The sequence below is a fragment of the Flaviflexus salsibiostraticola genome (assembly GCF_003952265.1).
Lineage (GTDB): Bacteria > Actinomycetota > Actinomycetes > Actinomycetales > Actinomycetaceae > Flaviflexus > Flaviflexus salsibiostraticola.
Window position 1 is genome coordinate 1,710,017 of the sequence record NZ_CP034438.1, and the last position, 24,960, is coordinate 1,734,976.

The following is a 24,960-nucleotide window of genomic DNA, read 5'->3' on the forward strand; positions in this document are numbered from 1 at the left end:
GGAATCCGAGAACCCCCACACTCTGTGGCGGAGCGGGCGGCAAACGGCCACGTGTCGCTAGCATGGTGCCATGAGCACTCTCAGCCCGCTTGACGGCCGGTACGCATCAGCAGTGTCCCCCCTTGTCGACCATCTCTCCGAAGACGCACTCAACAGGGCGCGTGTCACGGTCGAGGTCGAATGGCTCATCTACCTCGTCGACGCCGGCATCCTGCCCGGCGAGTTCAGCCCCGAGGAGCGGGAGGAGATGCGGGGGATCGTCGTCGACGCCGCCGAGCTCGCCGAGATCGAGGCCGAGACCCGCCACGACGTCAAGGCAGTCGAGTACTACCTGCGCCGGAGGGTCAAGTACCCCGACATCGTCCATATCTTCTGCACCTCCGAGGACATCAACAACCTCGCGTATGCACTGACGATCAGGGATGCCGTGCACACCGTGTGGCTGCCGGCCGCCAAGCGGCTCGTCGGCGCGATCGAGGAGCTCGCCTACGAGCACCGGGATCAGCCGATGCTGTCCCGCACCCACGGACAGACGGCCACCCCGACCACCCTCGGCAAGGAGATGGCGGTGTTCGCCTGGCGGCTCACCCGCCAGCTCGAGCGGATTGCGAAGACCGAGTACCTCGGCAAGATCAACGGCGCGACCGGCACGTACGGCGCCCACGTCGCGGCCCTGCCGGAGGTCGACTGGATCACCCACTCCCGCCTCTTCGTCGAGTCGCTCGGGCTGACGTGGAATCCGCTCACCACCCAGATCGAGTCCCACGACTGGCAGGCCGAGCTGTACTCCGACATCGCCCGCTTCAATAGGATCCTCCACAACTTCGCGACCGACGTGTGGACCTACATCTCCCTCGACTACTTCCACCAGAACCTCGCCGCGCAAGGCTCGACCGGCTCGTCGACAATGCCGCACAAGGTCAATCCGATCCGGTTCGAGAACGCGGAGGCCAACCTTGAGATCTCCTGCGCCCTGCTCGATGTGCTCGCCGCGACGCTCGTGACGAGCCGCATGCAGCGCGACCTCACCGACTCGTCCACCCAGCGCAACATCGGCGTCGCCTTCGGCCACTCGCTCCTCGCGATCGACAACGTCACCCGGGGCCTCGCGGGGCTCGAGGTCGGCACCGAGGCGCTCGCCCGCGACCTCGACAATGCGTGGGAGGTGCTCGGTGAGCCGATCCAGCAGGCGATGAGGGCCGCCGCGATCAATGGGGCGACCGGCATGGACAACCCGTACGAGCGGCTCAAGGACCTCACTCGCGGGCAGAAGGTCACCGAGGAGATGATGAGGGACTTCATCTCCTCCCTCGGAATCCCCGCCGAGATCGAGGCCCGCCTGCTTGAGCTGACGCCGGCAGGCTACACTGGCCTGGCTTCGAAGCTCGTCGATCATTTGGGAGAATAATGCAGCAGGAGCTGACCGGCATCGCCGGATGGGCCGTTGATGTCATGGAGACGCTCGGAGGTTTCGGGGCCTTCCTCCTCATCGGCCTCGAGAACCTCTTCCCGCCCCTGCCGTCCGAGATCATCCTGCCGTTGGCGGGCTTCACCGCGTCGGTCGGCACCCTCGGCCTCGTTGAGATGATCATCTGGTGCACGGCCGGCTCCGTGGTCGGCGCGTGGGCGCTCTACGGCGTGGGCGCGGCCCTCGGCCGGGAACGCACCCGGAGGATCATGGGCGCCCTGCCGCTCGTCAATGTCGATGACATTGTGCGGACCGAAGCGTGGTTCGACAGGCACGGCAAGTGGACCGTGTTCCTCGGCCGCATGATTCCGATCTTCCGCTCCCTCATCTCGATCCCGGCCGGCGTCACGAGGATGAGGCTCGCCGGGTTCACCGCCCTCACGCTCGGCGGCTCCCTCATCTGGAACACGATCCTCATCGGCGCGGGCTACGCCCTCGGCGAGAACTGGCACGTCGTCGAGGACTGGGTGAGCACGTTCTCCACCGTCGTCGCCATCATCGTCCTCGCCCTCCTCATCTGGTGGGTGGCCCGCCGTTCCATCAGCAGCATTAAGGCGAAGAACGGCACACAGGCGGAGGCCACCGAGGCCCCGGAGCATGAGAGCGGCTCAGTGGCCAGCACCGACACGTCCAGCACCGACGCGTCCAGCGCCGCCACACCTGAGGATCCTGAGCAGCGCTGAGCTGGACTCGGCCAGAAGTAAGCGAAGACGGAGAAGCGGGAGCCGAATGGCTCCCGCTTCTTCTCTGTCTGATTCGTCTGTCTAATTCCGTTCAGCAGGACGTCGCCGACTGCAGGCGCCGACCTCGCCCGGCTAGACCGCGTCCCCGTTGCGTATCTGGCTCTCGAGGTAGTGGAGGATCGCGCCCTCCCTCATGGCCCAGGGGCAGATCTCGATGCGGTCGAGCTTGAGGGACTTCATCGCACGCCACGCCACTTCGGCTCCAGCCACGATCTGGAAGGTGCGCTCGGGGGTGATGCCGGGAAGCTCTGTGCGGGCGGCGGCGGGGATCTTGGCGAGCCGCGGGACCCAGTCCTCGAGGTCGGAGCGGGACATGCGGCGGCGCTCGGTCGGACCGACGACGGCGACGAGCTGGCCGCCGAGTCGGGCGAGGGAGCGGAAGGTCTTCGATGTTCCGACAACATGGTCGGGTTTCGGCAGCTGCTTGAGAGAGTCCGCGAGCGGCTTCATCTCCATCTTGATGTAGTCCCTCATCTCCTCGACCTGCTTCTCGGTCGGCGGATCATCCGTGAGGAACTGCCTCGTCAGGCGGCCCGCACCGAGCGGGACCGAGGCGGAGAATTCGGGATTCTCGTCCGTGCCGTAGGCGACCTCGAAGGAGCCGCCGCCGATGTCGAGGACAAGGAGGCGGCCGGCCGCCCACCCGTGCCAGCGGCGCGCCGCGAGGAAGGTCAGGTCGGCCTCCTGCTTGCCCGACAGGACGGTGAGGTTGATGCCGGACAGCTCCTCGAGCCCGGCGAGGACCTCGGGGCCGTTCGCCGCCTCGCGCAGGGCCGAGGTTGCCATGCCGATGACCTCCTGGGCGCCGAAGCGCTCGGCGAACACCATCGCGCGGCTGACGGCCTCCCGGAGGGCGGTCACACCCTCGTCGACGATCCGATTGTCATCGTCGAGATACTTCATGAGCCGGACGACGGTGCGGTCATCGGCAGCCGGGGCTGGCCGAGCACCGTAGTGGGCATCGACGACAAGCATGTGGACCGTATTCGACCCAATATCAAGGACTCCGAGACGCATGGACCAAGCGTAATGCAGTACCCTCGGTTGTGGACCCAGAAAGATTGAGGAATCGTGTCGAATACTTACTCTCTGCCACTGACACCCGGCCAAGTGCGCGGCTTCACGGAGAACGGCCTCGACTACATCTCCGGCCTCGCCGTCATCGCCGACGACATCGATGAGATCACCGAGATCCCCGACCTCATCGAGCTGTTCCAGCTCGGCTTCGAGGGCAGCCCGTTCAAGACCGATGAGCCATTCTACTCGATGGAGCTCGTCGCGGGCCCGCTCGTCCAGTCCCGCCGGGCCGTGGGCCCCCTCCACCCGGAGGCGTTCCTCGGCGGCATCTTCGAAGTCCTCCCCTTCGACGCGACCGGCGTCGCGAAGGCCGCGGGGCTCGAGACGAGCCTCCTGTGGGTCGAGCCCGCCCGGGTGACCGCGGGATCGACGATCTGGAAGCATATGCCGGGCGAGGATGAGCCGGAGATGGTCGCCGCCTACCATGGCGTCGCCTACGGCTGGGAGACAGAGGCCGGATTCAAGGCGATCGTCCCCTCGAACTTCATCGGCACCGTCATCAAGCGCTCCTGGGGCGAGATCCCGTGCGACGTCGAGATCGAGGATGGCAGGCCGGTTGCCGTCACGCTCGTCTCCCCCGCGGAGCCGCCCACCGAGGAGGGGTTCGAGCAGATCGAATCCGGCCTCTGGGCGAAGAGGCTCGCCTACAGCGAGGACATGGAGATCTACGAGTCGCAGAAGATCGCGAAGGTCGATGGGCTTCCCGCCCGGGTGCTGCGGCCGATCAGGCGCGACAATCAGACGATGCTCGAAGTGCAGGCGCTCCTGCCGGACGCCCCGTACGCGCGGGCGAACGGCTACTCCCGCTACGCGCCGACCGTGTTCGTCAAGGCTGTGCCGCTCGAGGGCATGAAGGCCCAGGTCCGCAACGCCACACCGACGACGTGGGTCATCGACGACATCCGGCCCGCAATGTCGAACGACATGGTGGGCAAGGACCTCACCGACACGACGGCCCTCATCCCCGACATGTTCAAGCTGCTCGTCAACGCGGTCCCGGACGGCTTCTCCTCCATCACCCTGTTCATGCAGATCGTCGGCAATCACTTCGTGTTCCTCGGCGAGTACACGAAGGACGGCGAGACGGAGCGACTGACCTCGATCCCGACCTCGCTCGTCCACTACACCCGCCAGCTGAAGAAGAACACGTACACGCCCGAGGACGGCGGGTTCTTCCTCGCCAAGTTCGTCTTCGACTCGACCGGCACCGGCAACTTCGGCTTCAACAAGCAGGACCAGCCGATGTGGGCGTCCCAGGTCCCGGTCGACGACTGGAAGAAGGACCTCGAGGAATACCCGCGGCCCGGATCTGCGACCCCCGACTGGCTCATCGATGCGACAACCGGCAGACTGGTCGGATCAGCAGCCGAGGAGGACTCATGATTCAGCTCAAGATGACGGGCATCAACAGCGATGTCGACGTCGCGAAGGTCGTTGAGCAGCTCGAGAACATCGGATCGCTCAACGAGATCATGGTGACCCTCGGATCCGACTCGAACGCGACGGTCATCGTGACCGGCAGCGCGGACGACGATACGCTGCGCGACGCGGTCTCGAAGGCCGGCAGCTACTCGCTGCTCGGCATCGAGCGCCAGGGCCTCGATCCCTACAACCAGGACCGCTGACCCTCCCCTCATGACACGGAGAGCCGCTCTCCTCGTCGACGCCGAGGATCGGTGGATACGCAGGCCGCGCGACCTTTTCGGCGCGCTTCTTTCCTTCGCAGGGATTGTCTTCATCTTGGCGTTCTCCGTGTACGCCGCGTCGACGACGGTCGCAGTGACAACGGACGTCCGTGAGGCGACGAACGACTTTCTCGCGGCGGTCTTCATCATGCCGGTCAACATCCTCGAGGGCCTGCTCACCTTCTTCGCCCCACTCGCCGTCCTCATGGAGCTCATGTGGACGCGGCGGTGGCGGGCGCTCGCGAGCGCCGTCCTCGCCATGGTGTTCGCCGGGATCCTGTCAAACGTGACGGTCTGGCTGCTCAAGGAATACCTGCCGGATTCCCCGATCACGAACACGATCGCGGTCGCCGTCGAGGGCCAGTCGATCATCCTCCTCGTGCCCTACATGGCGATCATCGCGGCGCTGTGCACGGCCGCGGGAACCCGCGGCTCCCTCGTGTCGGTGCGCTGGACGTGGCCGCTGCTGTGGATCGTCGTCATCCTCTCGATCCTTCAGGGTCAGCAGACCCTGCCGGGCGCGATCTCCATCGTCCTCCTCGGCTCCGTCGTCGGCCAGCTCGTCGTCTTCCTCATCGGCACCGTGCCCGAACGCGCGGGCGGCCTCAGCCTCATCCGCCTCATCCGCCGAGCCGGCGTCGACGCCGCCGAGGTCGTTCGGGTCGGGGCTATCGACATCGACAATCTCTACGCGTGGCGGGTGACGACGTCGTCCCCGATCGGCTATCTGGACCGGTTCGGCATCGCCCAGATCCAGGAGCTCCTCACCCGAGCATTCGACCCCATCGACATCGTCGATGAGGACTCGAAATCGGAGGGGATCGTGCCCGAGGCGGCCGTCGACCCGGTTGCCGTCTTCGAGGACTACGAGCGATTCTCCGTGCCCCGCTCGGACACGATCTCCCGGAACTACGTCATCATCGACTCCAGCGGCGTCGCCCATCATGCCGCCGTCCTCGATGGGGATCGGCACCTCCTCTCGTGGCTCTCCTCGACCTGGTCGAAGATCCGCCTGCGGATCCAGTACAGGCAGTCGGATGCGACGATCCACGGCACGGCCGACAAGGTCACGCTCATGACGCTTGCCGCCCAGCACAGCGGCATCGTCGGCCCCGACCTCGTCGGAGTCTCCTCCTCCGATGACTCCGTCGTCATCCTCACGAAGCTGCTGCGCGCGCCCACGCTCGCGGAGGTGGAGGAGGAGGATCTGACGGACGAGGTCATCGACCAGCTGTGGGAGGTGCTCGCAACCGCCCACAGGAAGGGCCTCGCCCACCGCAACATCCACGCCGGCATCGTCCTCCTCGACAAGGGCGAGCTCATCGTCACGAACTGGCATGACGGGACGATCGCCTCGTCCGAGATCGCCCGCCGCATCGACCTCGCTCAGGGCATCACCATGCTCGCAGCCCTCGTCGGCACCGAGCGTGCGCTGGCCTCTTTCGAGCGCGTCTACAGCCGCGAGCAGCTGCTGACGACCGCTCCGATCATGCAGCGGAGCATCCTGCCCCGTCAGACGGTGTCGCGCATGGGGAAGGACGTTGCGAAGAGCCTGCGGGAGGCGATCTCGGCCCGCGTCCCCTCGAACGAGACCCCGACCCAGATCGAGGTGCGGCGCTTCTCGCCGAAGACGGTCGTCTCGGTGACGATCGGCGTGTTCGCGGTCTACATCCTGCTCGGCTCGATCAACTTCGCCGACGTGTGGGCGGCGATGCGGCAGGCGAATCCGCTGTTCCTCGTCGCCGCCTTCGGCGGCTCTGTCCTCACGTACTTTGGGGCGGCGCTCCACCTCAAGGCCTACACGCCTGAACGGCTCCCGCTCGGCGAGACAACAATCGTCCAGGTGGCCGCGTCGATCATCACGCTCGTCATGCCGGCTGGCATCGGCCCCGCCGCCCTCAACCTGCGCTACCTCAACAAGAAGGGAATTCCGACCACCCTCGGGGTCGCGACTGTCTCCCTCGTCCAGATCGCTCAGCTCGTGACGACAATCCTCACTCTCATCCTCGTCGCCCTGTTGACGGGGGAGATGGGGGCCCTGTCCCTGCCGTCCGGCTCGCTCATCTTCACGATCGTCGCGCTGCTCGCCATCGTCGCCGCACTCCTCCTCATCAAGCCGCTGCGCCGCTGGCTCTCCGCAAAGATCCAGCCGACCTTCGACCAGGTGTGGCCCCGAGTCGTCTGGCTGATCTCGCATCCTGACAAGATCCTCCTCGGCATTGCCGGCTCTCTTCTCCAGACGGTCGGCTATGTGGCCGCCTTCGGCTTCTCGCTCGCCTCCTTCGGGTACACGCTGCCCGTCATGACCCTCGCGATCACCTTCCTCATCTCGAACACGCTCGGCTCGGTCGTGCCCTCCCCCGGCGGTATCGGCCCCGTTGAGGCTGCCCTCACGGGCGGTCTCGCGGTCGCGGGAATCCCCTACTCGATCGCACTGTCGACCGCACTCATCTACCGCCTGCTCACGTTCTGGGGCGGGGTTCCGCTCGGATGGTTCGCCCTGCGCCACCTCCAGCGGAAGGATCTTGCGTGAGGCGACTCATGCCGGCAGGCTTCAGCCTTGCCGCCTTCGTCCTCTACACGGCCCTGTCGTGGATCATGTGGGACAACTACATCTCCCCCTCGTGGGATCTCGGGATCTTCACCCAGCTGGCGAAGGCCTACGCGAACGTCGAGGTCCCGATCGTCGACATCAAGGGCGACGGATACAACCTGCTGGGCGATCATTTCCACCCGATCCTCGTCCTTCTCGCGCCGTTCTACCGGCTCTTCCCCACGGGCTTCACCCTGCTCGTCATCCAGTCGGCACTGTTCGCGGCCTCGGCGTGGCCGATCGTCAGCCTGGCCCAGGAGCGGCTGGGCCGCGGCCCCGCCCTCCTCGTGGGCGGCTCCTACGTCCTGTCGTGGGGCCTCTTCAACGCCGTGTGGGCACAGTTCCACGAGATCGCCTTCGCGGTCCCCCTCCTCGCATTCGGCCTCGTGTGGTGGGTGCGGGGCAGGAAGATCCACGCCGCGGTCGCCATTGCCCTGCTTGTCTTCGTCAAGGAGGACCTGGGGCTGACCGTGGCCGCGTTCGGCCTCGCGATCTACCTCCGCGAGCGCAGCCGCGAGAATCTCCGCTTCGGGCTGTTCTTTGTCGCCTGGGGTCTCGTGTGGGCCGCGCTGGCGACGATGGTGATCCTGCCGGCCCTCAACCCGTACGGCCAGTGGGACTACACGGACAATCTCTCGCTCGTGAGCCAGCTGACGGCCGGGATGCCGGAGAAGGCCTTCACCGTCGCCCTCCTCATCCTCGCCGCCGGCATCGTCGGCGTCCGCTCACCCCTCATGCTCATCATGCTGCCGACCCTCGCATGGCGCTTCGTCGGCAATGTCAGCTTCTACTGGGGATGGGAGTTCCACTACTCCGCCCCGCTCATTCCCATCGCCGCCGTCGCCCTCATCGAGGCCGCGACCGGCAGGTGGCGGACACTCGCCCCCGTCATCGCCCTCGCCGCGGCGATCGGCATGCTGACCCAGACCCGGGTCGATCTTCTGTGGGACCGCGAGGGCTGGCAGGCGGACGCGTCAGGCGCACTCGCCGTCGCCCAGTCATACGACACGGTGGCGAGCGACACCAGTCTGCTCGCCTACCTCGTGCCGCACACGAATGCGTATTGGCTCGGGACTCTCGGGGAGGTCGTGCCCGACGCGGTGGCAGTTGACCGGCTCCGACGCGTCGACGCCGAGGAGTGGGCCGAGGAGTATATCGGGGGCGAGTGGCGAACCGTCTACCTCGATGAGCGCTGGCAGGTCGTCGCGCCCGCTGATTGACGGTTCTCCCACGCCATTCGAAGATTCGAGTGGCACTATTGAGTCATGAGTGATCGAGCAGGTACCCCAGCACGTCCAGAAGACCTCATCGACGTCGACGAGGTCGTCTCCGCCTACTATGACCGTGAGCCGGTCGAGCCCGTGGCCTTCGGCACCTCGGGGCACCGCGGCTCGTCCCTCGACGGCGCCTTCAATGAGGGCCACATCGCCGCCATCGCCGCCGCCATCGTCGAATATCGCGCGGAGCAGGGCTATGACGGTGAGCTCTACATCGGTCGCGACACACACGCACTGTCGGAGCCCGCGCAGCGCACCGCCGTCGAGGTCTTCGCGGCGCACGGCGTGACGATCCGCCTCGATGCACGCAACCGCTTCACCCCGACCCCGGCAGTCTCCCTCGCGATCCTCCGCGCCAACGGCGCGGGCACCGATGCGGGTGTCCGGGTCAAGGGGCCGGGGCTGGCCGATGGGGTTGTCATCACGCCCTCCCACAACCCGCCCCGCGACGGCGGCTTCAAATACAATCCGCCGACCGGCGGCCCGGCCGATTCCGAGGCGACCTCATGGATCGCGGCCCGCGCGAACGAGCTCATGAAGGACTGGCGGTCAATTCCGCGCCTGCCGTACGAGGAGGCCCGCGTCGCGCCCGGCACGGGGACCCACGACTTCCTCTCCGCCTACGTCGACGACCTGGAGAACGTCATCGACATGGAGGCGATCCGCACCGCGGGAGTGAAGATCGGGGCGGACCCGATGGGTGGGGCCTCGGTCGACTATTGGGGTGCCATCGCCGAGCGATACGGAATCGACCTCACGGTCGTCAACCCCGAGGTCGACCCGACGTGGCGGTTCATGACCCTCGACTGGGATGAGAAGATCCGCATGGACTGCTCCTCCCCGTACGCGATGGCGGCGCTGCGGGACCGCATGAGCGGGGACGCGCCGTTCGACATTGCGACAGGCAATGATGCCGACGCAGATCGGCATGGCATCGTGACGAAGGATGGCGGGCTCATGAACCCGAACCACTTCCTCGCGGTTGCGATCGACTATCTGTTTACGCACCGGGAGGGGTGGCGGAAGGACGCGGGGATCGGCAAGACCCTCGTCTCCTCCGCTCTCATCGACCGTGTCGCCGACGCCCTCGGCCGGCGCCTCGTCGAGGTCCCCGTCGGCTTCAAGCACTTCGTGCCCGGCCTGCTCGACGGCTCGCTCGGCTTCGGCGGTGAGGAGTCGGCCGGCGCCTCCTTCCTCCGCAGGGACGGCACCGTGTGGACGACCGACAAGGACGGCCTCCTTCTCTGCCTCCTCGCCGCTGAGATGGTGGCCGTGACCGGCAGGACGCCGTCCCAGCTCCACGCCGAGCTCGTCGAGAAGCACTCACCCTCGGCCTACGCCCGCATCGACGCCCCCGCCTCCAAGGAGGAGAAGGCGAAGCTCGGCGCCCTGTCCCCCTCGGATGTGACGGCGACGGAACTCGCGGGCGAGGAGATCACCGACCGCCTCGTCAACGCCCCCGGCAACGGCGAGCCGATCGGCGGACTCAAGGTGACGACGAAGAACGCCTGGTTCGCCGCGCGCCCCTCGGGCACGGAGGACGTGTACAAGATCTACGCCGAGTCCTTCAAGGGCGAAGAGCACCTCGCCGAGGTGCAGGAGGCCGCCCGCGAGGTGGTCAACGCAGCACTGAAGGGCTGACAGGCTCCGCCTGACATGCAGCGGGACCCGCCGTAGTGGCGGGTCCCGCTGTCTCCTGCTCTGCTCTGTCTATGGTCCGGGCCGCTCGCACGCGAGGGCGGCGCCCGCTACAGCTGGAAGGCGGCCGCTGCGGCCAGCGCGCCGAAGGCGTTGAAGGCCCAGTGGAGGCCGATGGGGGCGAGGATCGAGTCGGCTCGGTGACGCAGCCACGTGAAGGCGGCACCCGCGAACGAGGTGGCGATGACGGCGAGGCCGATTCCGGCCCACTGGGCTCCGGTTCCCGAGCCGAGAATGTTCGTGAGGCCGGCGTTGCCCGCGGTCAGGTGGAGCGAGGAGCCGATATGCCAGAGTCCGAACAGCAGCGAGCCGATGATGACGACGGCTTTGAGTCCGCCGAGCTTGTGGAGCGAGCTGTGGAGGATCCCGCGGAATGCCAGCTCTTCGGGCAGAACCGTCTGGATGGGGATGAGAATGAACGCGGCGACAAGCGCCTTGCGTGCCGACGAATAGGTGTCGCTGAGGAAGAAGTCACGAGTGATCGGCAGGAGCATGCCGATGATGACTGCGAGCAGAACAGCCCCGGCGGCGATACCGCCGTAGATAAGGCCCTTCTTGACGGTTCTCCGAGATAGGCCGATGTCGGCCCACGTGTGGCCGAAGGCCTTGCCGACGGCGAGGATGATGATCGCGCCGAGGGGAACCGTGAAGAACCACATCGACAGTAAGAATAGAAGTGCCTGATCTTCTCGAATGGTTTGACCCACACAGCGATCGACCCCTGAACAGTCGGTCAGGTGCCGTGAGTGTTCCCGAAAGGTTCTGACTCACACTCTGATCGACCAGCGTGTCTTTCCCCGGACCTGTCGACCATTCGAGAACACTCACGGCGAGGCTTTCGCCTCGCCGTGATCATGTGACTCAAGAAGGGCCTGAACACCTTTTCTCTTTACTGTCTTGTCCAGGTTACCGGTCGATACGAAAGCACCACAAACAATGCACATCGATTGGAGAAACCTCATGACCTCACAACCTTTCATCACTGTCGTTGGTGGCGTAGACACCCACAAAGACCTGCATGTTGCTGCGGTAGTTGATCAGCACGACCGGGTACTCGCAACCGAATTCTTTCCTACGACCAGGCATGGGTACAAGCTGCTCGTGCACTGGTTACGCTCCTTCGGACAGATCGCCAGGATCGGGGTGGAATGCACCGGCACCTATGGGGCGGGCCTGTTGCGCTACCTCCACGCACAAGATATCGAAGTACTCGAAGTCACCGGCCCCGACCAAGCCCTCCGAAGGCGCAAAGGCAAAGACGACACCCTCGATGCAGAGAATGCTGCTCACGCAGCCTATGCCCGGGTGCGTGCCGTGACCCCGAAAACCCGTGACGGGCTGGTTGAATCCCTACGGGTGTTGAAAGTGTCCCGTAAAACTGCGGTCGCTGCCAGACGAGTCGCGTTACAGATGATCCGCATGAACATCGTGTCAGCACCAGACGAACTCCGTGACCAGCTGCGCACCCTGACTCGCATGAAACTCATCCGCACCCTAGCCGCATGGCGACCAGATCTCACGAAGTATCGCGATGTCACTGGCGCGTACAAGATCGCTTTGAAATCCCTTGCACGTAGGTACCTGGAACTCACTGATGAGATCGCTGATCTTGATGTCATGATCAAAAACATTGTTGATCATCTCGCCCCAGACCTCATCAAAAAACCAGCGGTCGGCTATGAGTCTGCAGCTCAGCTGCTGATCACTGCGGGAGACAACCCCGACCGGCTGACTTCAGAAGCCGCGTTCGCAGCATTGTGTGGGGCGAGCCCGATCCCGGCATCATCAGGCAAAACACACCGTCACCGGCTCAACAGGGGTGGTGACCGGCAAGCCAACTCTGCCCTGCACATCATCGCGATCGGCAGACTCAGAACCGACCCGAGAACCCAGGACTATGTGGCGAAGAAACTCTCCGAAGGGCACTCCAAAATGGAAGCCCTCAGGTGCGTGAAACGATACCTCGCACGGGAAATGTTCTACGCGCTCAAAACCAGAACCCAGGTAATCAATCAGACGCAGATTGCTGCTTGACACTTAGAAGGGCGTCAGCGGCGTGAAGTGGGCGGCGAGGTTGAGTCCCACAAGAAGAGCGATTACTGCCAGGACCGAAAAAATCTCCCGGAGCGGAACGTGCCGGGAGGGGCTGGTCTGGGGTGCTGCGAGTACTGTCATCGCATGCAGTCTAAACCCGGCCCCAGTACCCCCGATAGTGATATGCGAGACTCGGTGGGGATCTGGGCCAGGCTTCTCTCAGAGTGGACGCGCTCTGACCACTTTGTCCGCAATTACGCCCCTGACCTGCGGCTTCACTCTCTCCGGCCCAGAGATGGTGCTGCCGCCCTCACGCCGACGGATCGCTCGCCGCGAGCGAGCAACCTCCGTCCCTGACGGACCGTCAGAACGGCTCGTCCGGCGCGCGAATATCCGTAGACTGGTCCGCATGGCGCTAGCAGACTTCGCACGACGCTTCGAAGATTCCCTCAATCGACGAGGGACGGTCACCCGTGTCGAGAAGGGCTGGCGACCGTCGATCATCGGCTTCACCGGCTATGGTTCGACGAGATCACTCCACGTACTCGGCCGGACCGTCATGGCGGATCCCGACGCCAAGCCACTGTTCAAGCCGCTGCGTCTGCCGACCTCGACCCACTCGGTGGTCAAGGAGGCCCTTGAGCACGCCGAGAAGCTATCCGAAACCGCCCAGCGCGGATGGCGGCAGTTCTTCACCACCCAGGTCGGCTTCCTCCCCGTCACAGTGCGGGCAGGCGACAAGGTGATCTCAACACGCACCGATCGCTCCGGCTATTTCGACGTCCTCGTCCAGGACCACGGGCTCGAGCCCGGGTGGCACGAGGTCGTCATCGAGGCTGCAGCGGCCGAGCCGATTACGGCGAAGGTCCTTGTCGTCAACCCCTCCGCAAGCCACGGCCTGGTCTCCGACATCGACGACACCGTCATGATCACGTGGCTTCCCCGTATGCTCCTCGCCGCCTGGAACTCCTGGGTGCGCCACACGAACACCCGTCAACCGGTGCCGGGCATGGCAGAGTTCTACCGCGAGGTGCTCGCCGATCATCCAGATGCTCCGGTTTTCTATCTATCGACGGGTGCGTGGAATACGCTGCCGACCCTCGAAATCTTCCTCACGCTCAACGGGTTCCCGACGGGCCCGCTCCTTCTCACCGACTGGGGGCCGACCCCGACGGGACTCTTCCGATCCGGCCAGGAGCATAAGAAGACCCAGCTGAGGAACCTCATCATCACGTTCCCCGACATCCAATGGTTCCTCATTGGGGACGATGGCCAGCATGACCCGCTCATCCTCGACGAGCTGGCCCGCGAGCATCCTCGTCACGTCGCCGGCATCGCCATCCGCCAGCTCAACCCTGTCGAGCAGGTCCTCTCCCACGGCATGCCCGAGGCCATCGATGATCCCCGGCTCGACGGCGACGATGAGGCGCGCTATGGCGTGCCGACAATCCGCGGCGCGGACGGCTTCGAGCTGCTCGCGAAGCTCAATCAGCTGAAGTCGCGGAGGACGAGTCGAGGCTGACTCGACCCGCCTCCACTCAGCAGGAGCGCGGCTGACGCATCGCGCTCCTCACCACTCAGTATCGGGGCCGGCACTTCTCGACGATCGTCTCGCCGAGGTCGGCGAGGTCCGAGCCGGTCATGCCCGGCCAGCCGTGCACCTCATAATCGGGGACCCTGTCCTCGCCGAAGGCGGCACCGAGCAGAGCGCCGGCAACGGCAGCCGTCGTATCCGTGTCGGATCCCTGCTTGATCGCCTCGAAGAGGCCGTTGCGGATCGGATCGTCCGTATCCTTCGCCATGACGACGGCATGCCACGCGGACTGCATCGCGGTGATCGTGAAGGAGTTCGCCTCGGGCCGGAAGTCCGGATCCTCCGCCTCCTTGAGGGTGGCAATGAGGGAGGGGTGGACGTCGGGGTGGAGCAGGTCGAGACCCGCGTAGATGTCGATCCGGCCCGAGGTGACCGCGTGGCGGATCGCCTCCGACCAGAGAACACACGTGTCGCCCACCATCGGGTCCGTGTGGGTGAGGCCGGCGATCTCCCGGGCGGCCTGCGCGGTGAGGTCACGGTCGTAGAGGAACGCGAGTCCGATGGGCGCGGTGCGCATGAGGGCGCCGTTCCCGGCAGCGCGGTCCGAGGTCGCCGCGAAATAGGCTGCGGCGGCGCGGAGCCGTTGCGATGCTGCTCCCTCCCGCCGGTGTGCGTCGGCGAGCACCCTCGAGGTCTGGATGCCGATGTCGGTCGCACCCTCCTTCGACCAGGCCAAGAACTTCGCCGCGATCTCATCCTGGGCCGCCTGCGAGGTGAGGCGAACACCCGTTGCTGCGACCTGGGCGATGCAGATCGCCATCTGCGTGTCATCCGACCATTCGCCGGGCTCATAATCACCGAGGCCGCCGCCGAGCATCTGCGGCTCGCCATCGAGCGTGATGGTGTCGAATTCGTAGGGCACACCGAGGGCATCACCAACTGCGGAGGCGAGAAGCGTCCCCCGCGCGCGGTTCCTCACGGCATCGGTCAGTTCATACGTCTCCATGCCATGAGCTTAATGACCTTTGCCCCGCTTGTTAAGCAGACGTGCCGAAAAGCAGACCCAAAACAAACGTGATGAGGCCGGCACCGGCGCCGATGAGCAGCTGCCTCATCGCCCGCGGGAACGGGGGCTTGCCGGACAGGATGCCGACGATGCCGCCCGTGACCATGAGCGCGAGGCCGACCAGAGCGGTTGCGATGGCGACGGCAGTCATCCCGGACGTGAAGAGGAAGGGAATGATGGGAATAACGGCGCCCGTGGCGAAGAAGAGGAAGGATGACGAGGCGGCTCGCCAGGGGGAGCCGATCTCCTCGAAATCCATCTGCTGCGTGCCGAGCGCGTTGACGTGCTCACTCGCATGGATCCTGTCGAGGGCCCGGTTCGCCATGCTGGTCGCCTCGTCGGTCGACATGCCCCGCGCCCGATAGACGAGCGCAAGCTCGTTCGCCTCGTAGTCGAGTGCGGGCAGGAGGCTGTTCGACTTCTCATCCGGCGTCGAGGCCTCGAGCAGCTCGCGCTGGGATCGCACCGACACCCATTCTCCTGCCGCCATGGACAGCGCCCCGGCGAGAAGGCCGGAGACACCCGTGAGCAGAACCGTCGAGTTGGGGATGCCGGCGGCGGCGACGCCGATGACGAGGGCGAGGTTCGAGACGAGTCCGTCGTTGGCGCCGAACACGGCCGCCCGGAACGTGCCGGACATCGAGTTGCGGCCGCGGGTGGCGAGCGAGCGGATGACCTCGGCGTGGACCGCCTCATCCGCCGCCATCTGCGGCGTCCCCCAATCGTCCTCGTCGGAGCGGCGGCGGGTGGCGCGCTCCTCGGAGATCTGCATGAGGGCGAGCGCGAAGACGAACCCGAACCAGCGGGCGAGGAAGCCGAGCAGGAGCGTGCGGAAGGACGGGCGCAGGGGCATGCCGACATCGCCGCCGAGCAGCATCCGCCAGTGCAGGGCGTGCCGCTTCTCAGCCTCGGCCAGTTCGAGCAGGATCTCCCGCTCCTCCCCGGTCCGGGTCTCCGCCAGGCGCCGGTAGACCCAGTACTCAGCCCGCTCTTCGGCGAGGTTGCGCCGCCATTCACGGATCTGGCGCTGGCTCTTCCTCTTCTCGGTCATCACCGATCCATTCTCACCCATCCCGGCCGACATCGACGGACCACGTTTCGCCTTCATCATCACATCGGATGGCCCGGGAGGGTCCGGTTGATGATGGAGGAGGCTCCTCAAATCTTGCCCGCCGTTCTTGGTGCGCTGAGATCGGGTTCAGCCGGCAGACTTTCTCGTGACCTGGCACTCCGGGAGGGGTAAGGTCGAGGCATGGCCGATCACGATGATGAGAACGTGCCTTCCGGCGTGCGGGCACAGGAATCCATGGTGTCCGATGACGCGATGATGAAGGCGACGGGCCGGACCCGCGAGGAGTGGTTTGAGCTTCTCGACGAGGCGGGTGCACGCGACTGGGACCACTCGACGATCGCTCGTTGGATGGGCGGCAAGCACGAGGTCGACGCGTGGTGGGCGCAGGGCGTGACGGTCAGCTACGAGCAGTCACGAGGCCTCCGCGCCCCGGGTCAGGCCAGGGATGGCAGCTTCACGGTGAGCAGCTCGAAGACCATACCCGCCGCGGCCACCGACGTGTGGCCCTACCTCACCGAGGAGGACCTCCGGCGGGATTGGCTCGATCTCGAGCTCCACGAGGTGAGCCAGACGGAGAAGTCGATCCGCTTCGACGGCGGGGAGCACACCCGCGTCGCCTTCTTCCTCGAAGCCTCGCCCCCGACGAAGTCGGGTCGGCATCGATGCAAGATCGCCATCAATCACATGAGGCTCGAGCGCGAGAGCGTGCCTGAGACGAAGCAGTTCTGGCAGGATGCGCTCGGCCGGCTCGCCGATCTGTTCCGAGAGTGAGCCCGCGCCCCGCGTCCACCACTTCACGAAGAACGACGGCTACCGGGTCAGTCGGACGAGCACGCCACGATGATCGGAGCCGCCGACGTCGATGATCGCGGCCGCGGTCGTCGTCCAGTCGGTGTAGACACTGTCGATGGGCGAGCCGAGGATGCCGGGAACAGACGCCGGCCACGTGCCGTAGCCGGCGACGAACCCATCGAGCGCGGACGGGCAGGAGGCGCCCGTCGCGTGCATGTGGTCGATGGTCGAATTGAAGTCGCCCGCCATAATCGTGTTCGGAGCGTCGCACTGCTGGTAGACGGACGTGATCTCCTCGAGCCACGTGTCCTCGAGGCCGCGTACGGGGGCGATCGGGTGGACGCCGATGATGTCGGGACCGCCGCCGAGGGACCGGACGTGGACAGATCCCCACGTGAGCCCGAGACCGGGGCCCTGCCTGTACTCGCCGAGTGCGGGCGAGACGAGGACGACGGTCGACTTGATCTCCGCGTCGTACGGATCGGCGTCCGAATGGAAGACGTTGAAGGGCCTGCCCTGGTCGGCGAGCATGCCGGCCAGGCGTTCGCCGTTCTCGGTCGACGTTTCGGTGAGGACGGCGATGTCGACGCCGCGGTCGACGATGATCGGCAGGAGATCCTCCATGGTTGTGGCCCCGCCGAGCGTGTTGTACGACAGGACGGTCACCTCTCCCGTGCCCTGGGAGACGTGCGTGACGCCGTAATCGGGCGGCATGTGTCCCGCATCGAGTCCCCGGTCCGCGAGGACGGCGACGTGCCCGGCGGCGACGGCAAGGAATCCGACACCGAGAATGCCGAGGAACAGGCCGCGGCGGAGCATGAGGGCGCGGGCGAGCGCGATGAGGACGATGATGAGGCCGAGGGTAGCGATGACCGCGGCGACGATCCCCCGCATCGCGATCATCTGGCTGATCGGGTGGGTGAGCGCCAGGTTCGAGCCGCCGTACGGGACAAGCGACGGATCAAGGGTGAGTGCGGCGAGCGCGAGCCCGGCGATGACCAGGATCGCGTACAGATATTTCATCCATTCTCCTTCAGGCCCGATAATAGGTGACGATGCTGATATGACAGACCGCGATACACGGCGAGCCGCCCTTCCGACGATCATCTATCCCGACCTGCCCGTTTCGGCGCGTCGGGACGAGATCGCCCGCGCCATCATCGACCATCAGGTCGTCATCGTCGCCGGCGAGACCGGCTCCGGCAAGACCACCCAGCTGCCGAAGATCTGCCTCGAGCTCGGCCGGGGTATCGACGGCATGATCGGCCACACGCAGCCTCGCAGGATCGCGGCGCGCTCGGTCGCGGAGCGGATCAGCTTCGAGCTCGGCGTCGAGCTCGGCGAGCAGGTCGGCTACCAGGTGCGATTCACCGACCAGGTCTCGGAGCGGACGCTCGTCAAGCTCATGACCGACGGCATCCTCCTCGCCGAGATCCAGGGGGACCCCCTCCTGACGAGATACGACACGATCATCATCGACGAGGCGCACGAGCGCTCCCTCAACATCGACTTCCTCCTCGGCTACCTCGCCCAGCTCCTTCCCCAACGGCCCGACCTCAAGCTCATCATCACCTCGGCGACGATCGACTCCGAACGGTTCGCGGAGCACTTCGGTCCGAAACAGGCGGAGCCGGAGGAGAAGGCCCCCATCATCTCCGTCTCCGGGCGGACCTACCCGGTCGAGCTCCGCTACCGCGAGCCGGAGGACGGGGACCTCATCAGTGGCATCGTCGACGGCGTCGACGAGCTCATCGCCGAGGGGCCCGGTGACATCCTCGTGTTCCTCTCGGGCGAGGGTGAGATCCGCGACGCGGATAAGGCCCTCCAGGAGTCCCTGCGCCACTATGCCGCCCCCGGCCATGGCCGGCCGGGTTCGATCGAGGTGTTGCCCCTGTACGCGCGGCTCAGCGCGGCCGAGCAGCACAGGATCTTCGCCCCCCACGAGTGGCGGCGCATCATCCTCGCGACGAATATCGCCGAGACGTCGCTGACGGTGCCCGGGATCCGGTACGTCATCGACCCGGGCACGGCGCGGATCTCCCGCTACTCGAATAAGACGAAGGTCCAGCGCCTGCCGATCGAGGACATCTCCCAGGCGAGCGCGAACCAGCGGTCGGGCCGATGTGGGCGCGTGGCCGACGGCATCGCGATCCGTCTCTACTCGGAGGATGACTACGAGTCACGGCCGGAGTTCACGGAACCGGAGATCCAGCGCACCTCGCTCGCGTCGGTCATCCTCCAGATGGCGGCGCTCGGACTGGGCGAGGTGGCGGACTTCCCGTTCGTCGACCCGCCGCAGGTCACGGCTGTCCGGGCCGGCCTTCAGCTGCTCGACGAGATCGGCGCGATCAAGGGCGGGCGGCTCACCCAGGTCGGCAGGAGGCTAGCCCAGCTGCCGATCGATCCGCGGCTCGGCCGCATGCTCCTCGAGGCACAGATGAACGGCGTCATCTCCGAGGTCCTCGTCATCGTCGCCGCCCTGTCGGTCCAGGATGTCCGCGAGCGCCCGAGCGAGAAGCGGGTCGAGGCCGACGCCTACCACGAGCGGTTCACCGATCCCCGCTCCGACTTCATCGCCTACCTCAACGTGTGGCGCTACCTCAACGTCATGGAGCGGGACCTGTCCGGTTCCGCGTTCCGGCGCCTGTGCCGGGCCGAGTACCTCAACTATCTGCGCTTCCGGGAGTGGCGGGACGTCGTCCTTCAGCTGCGCCAGGTCGGCCGGTCGCTCGGCGCCCGCCGCATCGGCATCCCGAGCGGGAAGATGATCGACGAGGCGGGTGATGTGGCCGCGGCCGTGCGGGCCTTCGACCGCTCGAAGTCGGAGGAGATCCACAAGTCGCTCCTCGTCGGCCTCCTGTCCTCGCTCGGCTCGTGGGATGAGAGGAGGCGGGACTATGAGGGCTCACGCGGTTCGCGTTTCATCATCTGGCCGGGTTCGGGCCTCGCCAAGCGCCATCCGTCCTGGGTGATGGCGGCGGAGCTCGTCGAGACCTCGCGACTGTTCGCTCGGACGGTCGCTCAGATCGAACCGGAGTGGGTGGAGCCGCTCGCCTCCCACGTCATGTCGAAGGTCCATTCGGAGCCGTTCTGGTCGACGAAGCTCGGGGCCGCCATGGTCCACGAGAAGGTCATGCTCTACGGACTCACCCTCATCGCCGACCGGCAGGTGCTCCTGTCGAAGGTCGGCACGATTGAGGCCCACGAGTTGGCGCGCGAGATGTTCATCCGTCACGCCCTCGTCGAGAACCAGTGGCGCGACACGTGGCATCCCTTCATCAAGGCGAACGCCAAGGCGATCGAGGAGGCCCGCGAGGTCGAGCAGCGCCGGCGGGTCCACGGTCTGCTGGCCGACTCCCGCCAGCTCGAGGAGTTCTTCGACGAGCGGATCCCGCAGGACATCGTCTCGGCCGCGCACTTCAACGCGTGGTACAAGAAGAACAGCAGGCAGGTCGACCTGCGCTACCCGCGATCGCTGCTGCTCGGCGAGACCGATGCAAGCGCCGAGGACTACCCGGACACGTGGGTCCAGCGCGGCCACCGGCTCCCCGTCTCCTACGACTTCAACCCCGGCTCCCGCCACGACGGCATCACCATCTCCGTCCCCGTCACGGTGCTTCCGCAGCTGACCGATGATGGGTTCGACTGGCTCGTCCCCGGCATGCTCCGCGACCTCACCGAGTCGACGATCCGATCCCTGCCCAAGAGGATCCGCCGCGAGCTCGTGCCGGCACCAGACGTCGCCCGCGCCGTGCTCGAGGTCCTGCCGCCGTGGGAGGATGTCGCCCGCGGCGAGCCCGGCTCCCCCACCTTCCGGGAGGCCTTCTCCTCCGCCGTGCAGCACCTGCGGGGCGTGACGATCGACGAATGGGGTGACCTGCCCGAGCACCTCTCCGTCAATTTCCGGGTCGTGTCCGGCCGTGGGAAGGTGCTCGCCGAGGGCCCCTCGATCGCGCACCTGCAGAAGAAGCTCGCCCCCGACACCCGCCAGGCCGTCTCCAACGCCGTCAAGAAGGCGGTCGCCACCGCCATCCAGCCCTCCCTGCCCGCGACCGGCTTCGGCACGGGCCTGCCCCTGTCCGTCGAGGCCGGCAGCGCCAAGGGCTACCCGGCCCTCGTCGAGCGGAACGGCGCGGTCAGGGTCGAGGTGCTCGACAATCCCCGCGCCCAGGCCCGCGAGCATCGACTCGGGGTGCTCGCCATGGCGGCGGAGAAGCTCGCCCTGCCCGTGAGCCGGGTGACCTCGCGGTGGTCGCCGACGCTGGCGCTCACAATGGCGGGCTCCCCATACCCATCGACGGAGGCGCTGGTCGCTGATCTCCAGTGGGCTGCCGTGCGCAACCTCGCCGGTCCGGTGGGGAAGATCCGCACCCAGGAGGATTTCGATGCCCTTGTCGCGAAGCTGAGGAATTCCGTCGAGGACGAGGTCTACCGGCTCGCCGAGATCACCGGCAGGATCCTCGGATCCTGGCGTGAGGTGCTCGCGGCCATCGATCGTGCCCCCTCGTCCATGACAGGCGTGGCCGTCGAGGTCAGGGACCAGGTCGATCGGCTCGTCTCTGACGGCTTCCTCAAGAGGACTCCGGCCGAATGGCTGCCGCATCTGCCCCGCTACCTCGCCGCGGCGAGGCTCCGCATCGAGACGAGCGACCTGGGCTCGGATGACGAGAAGGCGGCGCAGGTCGCCGAGGCCGAGGACCTGCTGGCCGGCTTCAGGCCGTCCAGCACCGAGGATGAGGCCGCGGCGGAGCGAGCCCGGTGGCTGATCGAGGAGTTCCGGGTATCCCTCTTCGCGCAGAAGCTCGGCACCTCCGTCAAGGTCTCGATCCCCCGGATCCGCAAGCTCCTCGGCTGATCGTCATTCCGTGAACGCGCCGTTCGCGTCGGTCAACCGGCGGGCCCCAGGGTCAAGCGGGCAGTTCCTGCCACTCGAGCTGGGCGGCTCGGTCAGATGAGGAACAGCAGAATGGCGAGGAGGGCGAGGGACGCAGTCCCAGCCGCCCACCACCACATGACGGGCGGGAAGGCGCGGGGGCTCTGCCTGGCGGGCTGGGCCTGGATGAGGGACGTGGGCTTCTCCGGCGGTCCGTAGAGCCTGCCGAGGAACTCGTCGATCGGCTGGGGCTCCTCCGCGCGGCGCGGCACATCGATCGGTCCGTGGTCGACCGGCTCGGCATCGGGTGGCGTGTAGTCGCTCATCGCAGCTCCATGAGGGTGTCGACGGTGCCCGAGTAGAGGAGCTTGACCCGCAGGTGGCCGCCCGCCCGCTCGGAGCGGGGAACCTCGAAGTACGCCCACCCCTCCGTCTCGTAGACCGCGGGGCCCGGGTCGCTCAGGCACCCGCTGCTGCAGTAGTGCATTGTGTACTCCTGACCGCTCGGTGCGAGGTAGGTGAGGAAAAAGGCCTCATCCATCGGCGTCGTGTTCGGGAACTCGGTCGCGATCTCGACCTCGATGGCGACGTACTTCATGCCATTGGCCGGGTCGGGCATGCTCGTCTCGAGGCTGGCCTGCAGGTCCGCGTACCAGCTGACCGAGGGGACATCGAGCGCCCATGAGACCTGCCCCATCGTGCCCTCGAAGGAACCGCCCGCCGGCACCACGTCCATTGCCGAGTAGTCCGCGCTCAGCCGAGGATTGAAGCCGCCCGACATGCTCTCCGGCGGTGCGACAGCGAGAAAGGCGAGCGTGCCGCAGGCGGTGAAGACGGCGCCGATGCCGGCCCACGCCCACCATGGGAGCATCCCGCCATCCCCATAGTGCCCATGCTCACCTGCTTCGTACACCCGAACAGGCTGTGCCGGCGCCGGAGGGGGAAGCGTCGACCGCGGCCGCCCGAGGAAGGGACTCTGAGGCGGTCGGGGCGGGCTCGTGGGGTGAGGATCTGCATCCACATCGGCCCCCGGTCGGCGATAGGGGACGGCGGGACTCGCCGGCCCGGTGCTCTGCCCCGCCGGATCGTGGATCTGCGGATCCCACGTCTCCTCATCGCCCACACGCCACCCCCTGAGATGCCAGAGTACGCGCTTGGAGCGTCAGACGAACTGGAGCAGCCCAAACATCAGGCCCGCCCCAGCGCTGAGCGACAGGTAGAACTCAAGCGCAGACGCAAAGGGCCTGCGCTCGAGCGGCCCCCGACGGCCGGGCAGGATCGGCGGCCGGTTCGAGACCAGCTTCGGGTTCTTCGCCCAGCGCTCCATGAGATCGCGCTGCTCATCCGTCGCGGGGGCGACCACGAGGTCGCCGATGCCGGGCTCGACCTGGCGCAGGGCCATGATCGTGCCGGGGGCGAGGTCCTTCGCGGGCTCCTTCGAGCCCGAGCTGGAGACGATGACGGACCGGAAGTCCGCGCCGTCGAGCGGACGGACGACGACGGGACAGACGATGTCACCCGTCCGGGTGCGCCGCTCCGCCTCCGATTCGGTCGTGCCGAGCACCTTGGCCACCACGGGGATCGACGTGTCCGAGTCTCTGCCGCGGACCGCCGCCCACACGCCGTAGCCGAAGACACCGATGACGAGGAGGGCGATGAAGGGAACCGCATACCCGAAGAGCGACATCCGCTCGGAGAAGAACAGGATCGTGATCATCGAGCCGACGAGTGATCCGAAGAAGAGGCCGGTGACGATGCGCTGGACCCTGTCGTGCGGGCGGTCGGCGGGCACGAGCCCACCCTTCATAATGGTGGTGACGAGATCAGTGGAGGACATAGTGCCCCTAGTCTAACTCGAGCGTCTCCCACAGCTCCCGGACGGCCCTCCTCGCGCCCCAGCGGGCTCCGACCGTCGACGCGGTCGGCCCATAACCGATGAGGTGGAGCGTCGGCTCCCCCGCGACAGCGGTCCCCGTCATCATGACTCCGCCGTGCTTCGTCCGCAGCCTGAGAGGGGCAAGGTGGCGGAGCTCCGAACGGAACCCGGTCGCCCACAGGATGGTGTCGGCTCGCCAGAGCCGCCCGCTCTCCTGGATGACGCCGTCGGGGACGATGCGGGTGAACATCGGCCGGCGGCGATAGACCCCGGCCGCGAGCGCCTCCCGCACCGGGTTGGTGATGAGGAGGCCGGTCGCGGCGACGACCGAGAGGGGGCGCAGCCCCATCTCAACCCGTTCCCGGACAGCCCTCTCGACCTCGAGTCCTGACATGAGCCTGCCGCCGGATTCGACCCACTGCGGCTCACGCCTGGTGAACCAGGCCGTCGACTTCGCGACCGGCGCGATCTCGGCGAGGTGCTGGGTGGCGGAGATGCCGCCCCCGACGACCGCGACCCGTTGCCGCTCGAACTGGCTCGGCCCCCGGTAATCCTGTGTGTGCATCTGGATCCCCGCGAAGCTGTGGAGGCCCGGATAGTAGGGAATGAAAGGGCGGCTCCACGTGCCCGTGCAGTTGATGATGGCGCGCGCCCGCCAGGATCCGGCCGAGGTCCGGACGAGGTAGCCGCCCTCCTCGCGGGTGACGGAATGGACGAGGACCGGCCGCATGACCGGCAGGTCGAACGCCTCCTCGTAGTCCGTGAAGTACTCGGGAATGACGCGGGAGGCCTGCTCCTGCGGGTCGTGCGAGCCGACTGGCATCCCCGGCAGGTCGGCGATGTCGTTGACCGTCGCCATCGTCAGCGTCTGCCATCTGTGCTGCCAGGCGCCGCCGGGCCGCACCTCCGCATCAAGCACCTGGTAGGTGCCGGTCAGCGACGTGCCGTCGGCGAACCCTCGCAGGCCCCGCCGGTTGAGCTCGTAGGCGGCCGCGAGGCCCGCCTGACCGGCTCCGATGACGAGGACGTCGATCGTCCGCAGCTCGGATGAGGTCGGGCCTGCCGAGGTATCGAGCCAGGCCGGATGCGTGCCCCAGTCGGAGCCGCTCGGGATCCACGCGCCAGGCGACAGAGCAGGAGTCTGCCGCGCCGATTCGCTCATCCATGTCATC

Annotated in this window: 21 protein-coding genes; 11 read left to right on the forward strand and 10 right to left on the reverse strand. The window is 66.6% G+C overall.

Translation table 11 applies throughout. From position 1 onward, the window contains the following. The first annotated feature begins 70 nt into the window (after nucleotides 1–70). The gene (gene purB / locus EJO69_RS07860) at nucleotides 71–1,408 is read left to right on the forward strand and encodes an adenylosuccinate lyase (RefSeq protein ID WP_126040788.1); all 1,338 of its coding nucleotides are present in this window, start codon (nucleotides 71–73) and stop codon (nucleotides 1,406–1,408) included. Continuing rightward, nucleotides 1,408–2,151 (forward strand): DedA family protein, encoded by a 744-nt coding sequence (locus EJO69_RS07865; RefSeq protein WP_126040789.1) that lies wholly within the window; start codon nucleotides 1,408–1,410, stop codon nucleotides 2,149–2,151. Before purB ends, EJO69_RS07865 begins: the two co-directional genes overlap by 1 nt. A gap of 132 nt (nucleotides 2,152–2,283) precedes the next feature. Here EJO69_RS07865 and EJO69_RS07870 read toward each other — a convergent pair whose 3' ends face one another. Next, the gene (locus EJO69_RS07870; RefSeq protein WP_126040790.1) at nucleotides 2,284–3,228 is read right to left on the reverse strand and encodes a Ppx/GppA phosphatase family protein; all 945 of its coding nucleotides are present in this window, start codon (nucleotides 3,226–3,228) and stop codon (nucleotides 2,284–2,286) included. Nucleotides 3,229–3,282: 54 nt separating this feature from the next. Between EJO69_RS07870 and EJO69_RS07875 the strand changes: the two genes are divergently transcribed. From EJO69_RS07875 to pgm, 5 genes are read left to right on the forward strand one after another with little or no spacing between them, the layout of a single operon-like run. Further along, entirely contained in the window at nucleotides 3,283–4,671 is a 1,389-nt protein-coding gene (locus EJO69_RS07875) for a hypothetical protein (protein ID WP_126040791.1), read from the forward strand. Continuing rightward, nucleotides 4,668–4,913 carry a heavy metal transporter gene (locus EJO69_RS07880; protein WP_126040792.1) on the forward strand — a complete coding sequence of 82 codons (246 nt, stop codon included), beginning with the start codon at nucleotides 4,668–4,670 and terminating at the stop codon, nucleotides 4,911–4,913. Before EJO69_RS07875 ends, EJO69_RS07880 begins: the two co-directional genes overlap by 4 nt. A gap of 10 nt (nucleotides 4,914–4,923) precedes the next feature. Next, entirely contained in the window at nucleotides 4,924–7,506 is a 2,583-nt protein-coding gene (locus tag EJO69_RS07885) for a lysylphosphatidylglycerol synthase transmembrane domain-containing protein (protein ID WP_126040793.1), read from the forward strand. Then, complete coding sequence (locus tag EJO69_RS07890; RefSeq protein ID WP_211331392.1) at nucleotides 7,503–8,786, forward strand: DUF2079 domain-containing protein; 1,284 nt, start codon at nucleotides 7,503–7,505, stop codon at nucleotides 8,784–8,786. Before EJO69_RS07885 ends, EJO69_RS07890 begins: the two co-directional genes overlap by 4 nt. A 45-nt stretch (nucleotides 8,787–8,831) precedes the next feature. Then, nucleotides 8,832–10,484, forward strand: coding sequence for a phosphoglucomutase (alpha-D-glucose-1,6-bisphosphate-dependent) (pgm, locus tag EJO69_RS07895; RefSeq protein WP_126040796.1), 1,653 nt, complete (start codon nucleotides 8,832–8,834; stop codon nucleotides 10,482–10,484). 107 nt (nucleotides 10,485–10,591) lie between these two features. Here the strand turns inward: pgm and EJO69_RS07900 are convergent, their stop codons facing one another. Further along, nucleotides 10,592–11,200 (reverse strand): CPBP family intramembrane glutamic endopeptidase, encoded by a 609-nt coding sequence (locus EJO69_RS07900; protein ID WP_126040797.1) that lies wholly within the window; start codon nucleotides 11,198–11,200, stop codon nucleotides 10,592–10,594. A 301-nt stretch (nucleotides 11,201–11,501) separates the two neighbouring features. Between EJO69_RS07900 and EJO69_RS07905 the strand changes: the two genes are divergently transcribed. Next, nucleotides 11,502–12,575, forward strand: a complete 1,074-nt coding sequence (locus EJO69_RS07905; RefSeq protein ID WP_126042269.1) for an IS110 family RNA-guided transposase — start codon at nucleotides 11,502–11,504, stop codon at nucleotides 12,573–12,575. 3 nt (nucleotides 12,576–12,578) lie between these two features. On the opposite strand, the gene EJO69_RS12335 is transcribed toward EJO69_RS07905, so the two are convergent. Continuing rightward, nucleotides 12,579–12,716, reverse strand: coding sequence for a hypothetical protein (locus tag EJO69_RS12335; RefSeq protein WP_164519909.1), 138 nt, complete (start codon nucleotides 12,714–12,716; stop codon nucleotides 12,579–12,581). A 268-nt stretch (nucleotides 12,717–12,984) separates the two neighbouring features. On the opposite strand from EJO69_RS12335, the gene EJO69_RS07910 reads away from it, so the two are divergent. After that, nucleotides 12,985–14,097, forward strand: a complete 1,113-nt coding sequence (locus EJO69_RS07910) for an App1 family protein phosphatidate phosphatase (RefSeq protein WP_126040799.1) — start codon at nucleotides 12,985–12,987, stop codon at nucleotides 14,095–14,097. Between the two features lie 55 nt (nucleotides 14,098–14,152). Here the strand turns inward: EJO69_RS07910 and EJO69_RS07915 are convergent, their stop codons facing one another. Further along, nucleotides 14,153–15,115 (reverse strand): ADP-ribosylglycohydrolase family protein, encoded by a 963-nt coding sequence (locus EJO69_RS07915; protein ID WP_126040801.1) that lies wholly within the window; start codon nucleotides 15,113–15,115, stop codon nucleotides 14,153–14,155. Between the two features lie 31 nt (nucleotides 15,116–15,146). Beyond that, a complete protein-coding gene (locus EJO69_RS07920; protein ID WP_245993580.1) occupies nucleotides 15,147–16,226 on the reverse strand; it encodes a VIT1/CCC1 transporter family protein in 1,080 nt (359 codons plus the stop codon). Nucleotides 16,227–16,427: 201 nt separating this feature from the next. On the opposite strand from EJO69_RS07920, the gene EJO69_RS07925 reads away from it, so the two are divergent. Further along, entirely contained in the window at nucleotides 16,428–17,018 is a 591-nt protein-coding gene (locus tag EJO69_RS07925; RefSeq protein WP_126040802.1) for a hypothetical protein, read from the forward strand. A gap of 39 nt (nucleotides 17,019–17,057) precedes the next feature. Here the strand turns inward: EJO69_RS07925 and EJO69_RS07930 are convergent, their stop codons facing one another. Continuing rightward, nucleotides 17,058–18,062, reverse strand: a complete 1,005-nt coding sequence (locus EJO69_RS07930) for an endonuclease/exonuclease/phosphatase family protein (protein WP_126040804.1) — start codon at nucleotides 18,060–18,062, stop codon at nucleotides 17,058–17,060. 40 nt (nucleotides 18,063–18,102) lie between these two features. Here EJO69_RS07930 and hrpA point away from each other — a divergent pair, with 40 nt between their 5' ends. Beyond that, a complete protein-coding gene (hrpA, locus tag EJO69_RS07935; protein WP_126040806.1) occupies nucleotides 18,103–21,894 on the forward strand; it encodes an ATP-dependent RNA helicase HrpA in 3,792 nt (1,263 codons plus the stop codon). 92 nt (nucleotides 21,895–21,986) lie between these two features. On the opposite strand, the gene EJO69_RS07940 is transcribed toward hrpA, so the two are convergent. The 4 genes from EJO69_RS07940 to EJO69_RS07955 all read right to left on the reverse strand — a co-directional run bounded on the left by EJO69_RS07940 (nucleotide 21,987) and on the right by EJO69_RS07955 (nucleotide 24,950). Beyond that, nucleotides 21,987–22,238: a hypothetical protein gene (locus EJO69_RS07940; RefSeq protein WP_126040808.1), complete on the reverse strand. Its 252-nt coding sequence runs from the start codon at nucleotides 22,236–22,238 to the stop codon at nucleotides 21,987–21,989. Further along, the gene (locus tag EJO69_RS07945) at nucleotides 22,235–22,825 is read right to left on the reverse strand and encodes a hypothetical protein (protein ID WP_126040810.1); all 591 of its coding nucleotides are present in this window, start codon (nucleotides 22,823–22,825) and stop codon (nucleotides 22,235–22,237) included. Before EJO69_RS07945 ends, EJO69_RS07940 begins: the two co-directional genes overlap by 4 nt. Before the next feature lie 249 nt (nucleotides 22,826–23,074). Beyond that, nucleotides 23,075–23,749 carry a hypothetical protein gene (locus EJO69_RS07950; protein WP_126040812.1) on the reverse strand — a complete coding sequence of 225 codons (675 nt, stop codon included), beginning with the start codon at nucleotides 23,747–23,749 and terminating at the stop codon, nucleotides 23,075–23,077. A 7-nt stretch (nucleotides 23,750–23,756) separates the two neighbouring features. Further along, entirely contained in the window at nucleotides 23,757–24,950 is a 1,194-nt protein-coding gene (locus EJO69_RS07955; protein ID WP_126040813.1) for an NAD(P)-binding domain-containing protein, read from the reverse strand. Between the last annotated feature and the right edge of the window lie 10 nt (nucleotides 24,951–24,960).

Bases quoted from the DNA above. Each gene is read 5' to 3' on its own strand.
- EJO69_RS07900 (WP_126040797.1), bottom strand. From the start codon at position 11,200: ATGTGGTTCTTCACGGTTCCCCTCGGCGCGATCATCATCCTCGCCGTC.
- pgm (WP_126040796.1), top strand. From the start codon at position 8,832: ATGAGTGATCGAGCAGGTACCCCAGCACGTCCAGAAGACCTCATCGAC.
- EJO69_RS07920 (WP_245993580.1), bottom strand. From the start codon at position 16,226: ATGACCGAGAAGAGGAAGAGCCAGCGCCAGATCCGTGAATGGCGGCGC.
- EJO69_RS07905 (WP_126042269.1), top strand. From the start codon at position 11,502: ATGACCTCACAACCTTTCATCACTGTCGTTGGTGGCGTAGACACCCAC.
- EJO69_RS07870 (WP_126040790.1), bottom strand. From the start codon at position 3,228: ATGCGTCTCGGAGTCCTTGATATTGGGTCGAATACGGTCCACATGCTT.
- hrpA (WP_126040806.1), top strand. From the start codon at position 18,103: ATGACAGACCGCGATACACGGCGAGCCGCCCTTCCGACGATCATCTAT.
- EJO69_RS07930 (WP_126040804.1), bottom strand. From the start codon at position 18,062: ATGAAATATCTGTACGCGATCCTGGTCATCGCCGGGCTCGCGCTCGCC.
- purB (WP_126040788.1), top strand. From the start codon at position 71: ATGAGCACTCTCAGCCCGCTTGACGGCCGGTACGCATCAGCAGTGTCC.
- EJO69_RS07955 (WP_126040813.1), bottom strand. From the start codon at position 24,950: ATGAGCGAATCGGCGCGGCAGACTCCTGCTCTGTCGCCTGGCGCGTGG.
- EJO69_RS07950 (WP_126040812.1), bottom strand. From the start codon at position 23,749: ATGTCCTCCACTGATCTCGTCACCACCATTATGAAGGGTGGGCTCGTG.
- EJO69_RS12335 (WP_164519909.1), bottom strand. From the start codon at position 12,716: ATGACAGTACTCGCAGCACCCCAGACCAGCCCCTCCCGGCACGTTCCG.
- EJO69_RS07915 (WP_126040801.1), bottom strand. From the start codon at position 15,115: ATGGAGACGTATGAACTGACCGATGCCGTGAGGAACCGCGCGCGGGGG.
- EJO69_RS07910 (WP_126040799.1), top strand. From the start codon at position 12,985: ATGGCGCTAGCAGACTTCGCACGACGCTTCGAAGATTCCCTCAATCGA.
- EJO69_RS07885 (WP_126040793.1), top strand. From the start codon at position 4,924: ATGACACGGAGAGCCGCTCTCCTCGTCGACGCCGAGGATCGGTGGATA.
- EJO69_RS07925 (WP_126040802.1), top strand. From the start codon at position 16,428: ATGGCCGATCACGATGATGAGAACGTGCCTTCCGGCGTGCGGGCACAG.
- EJO69_RS07880 (WP_126040792.1), top strand. From the start codon at position 4,668: ATGATTCAGCTCAAGATGACGGGCATCAACAGCGATGTCGACGTCGCG.
- EJO69_RS07865 (WP_126040789.1), top strand. From the start codon at position 1,408: ATGCAGCAGGAGCTGACCGGCATCGCCGGATGGGCCGTTGATGTCATG.
- EJO69_RS07940 (WP_126040808.1), bottom strand. From the start codon at position 22,238: ATGAGCGACTACACGCCACCCGATGCCGAGCCGGTCGACCACGGACCG.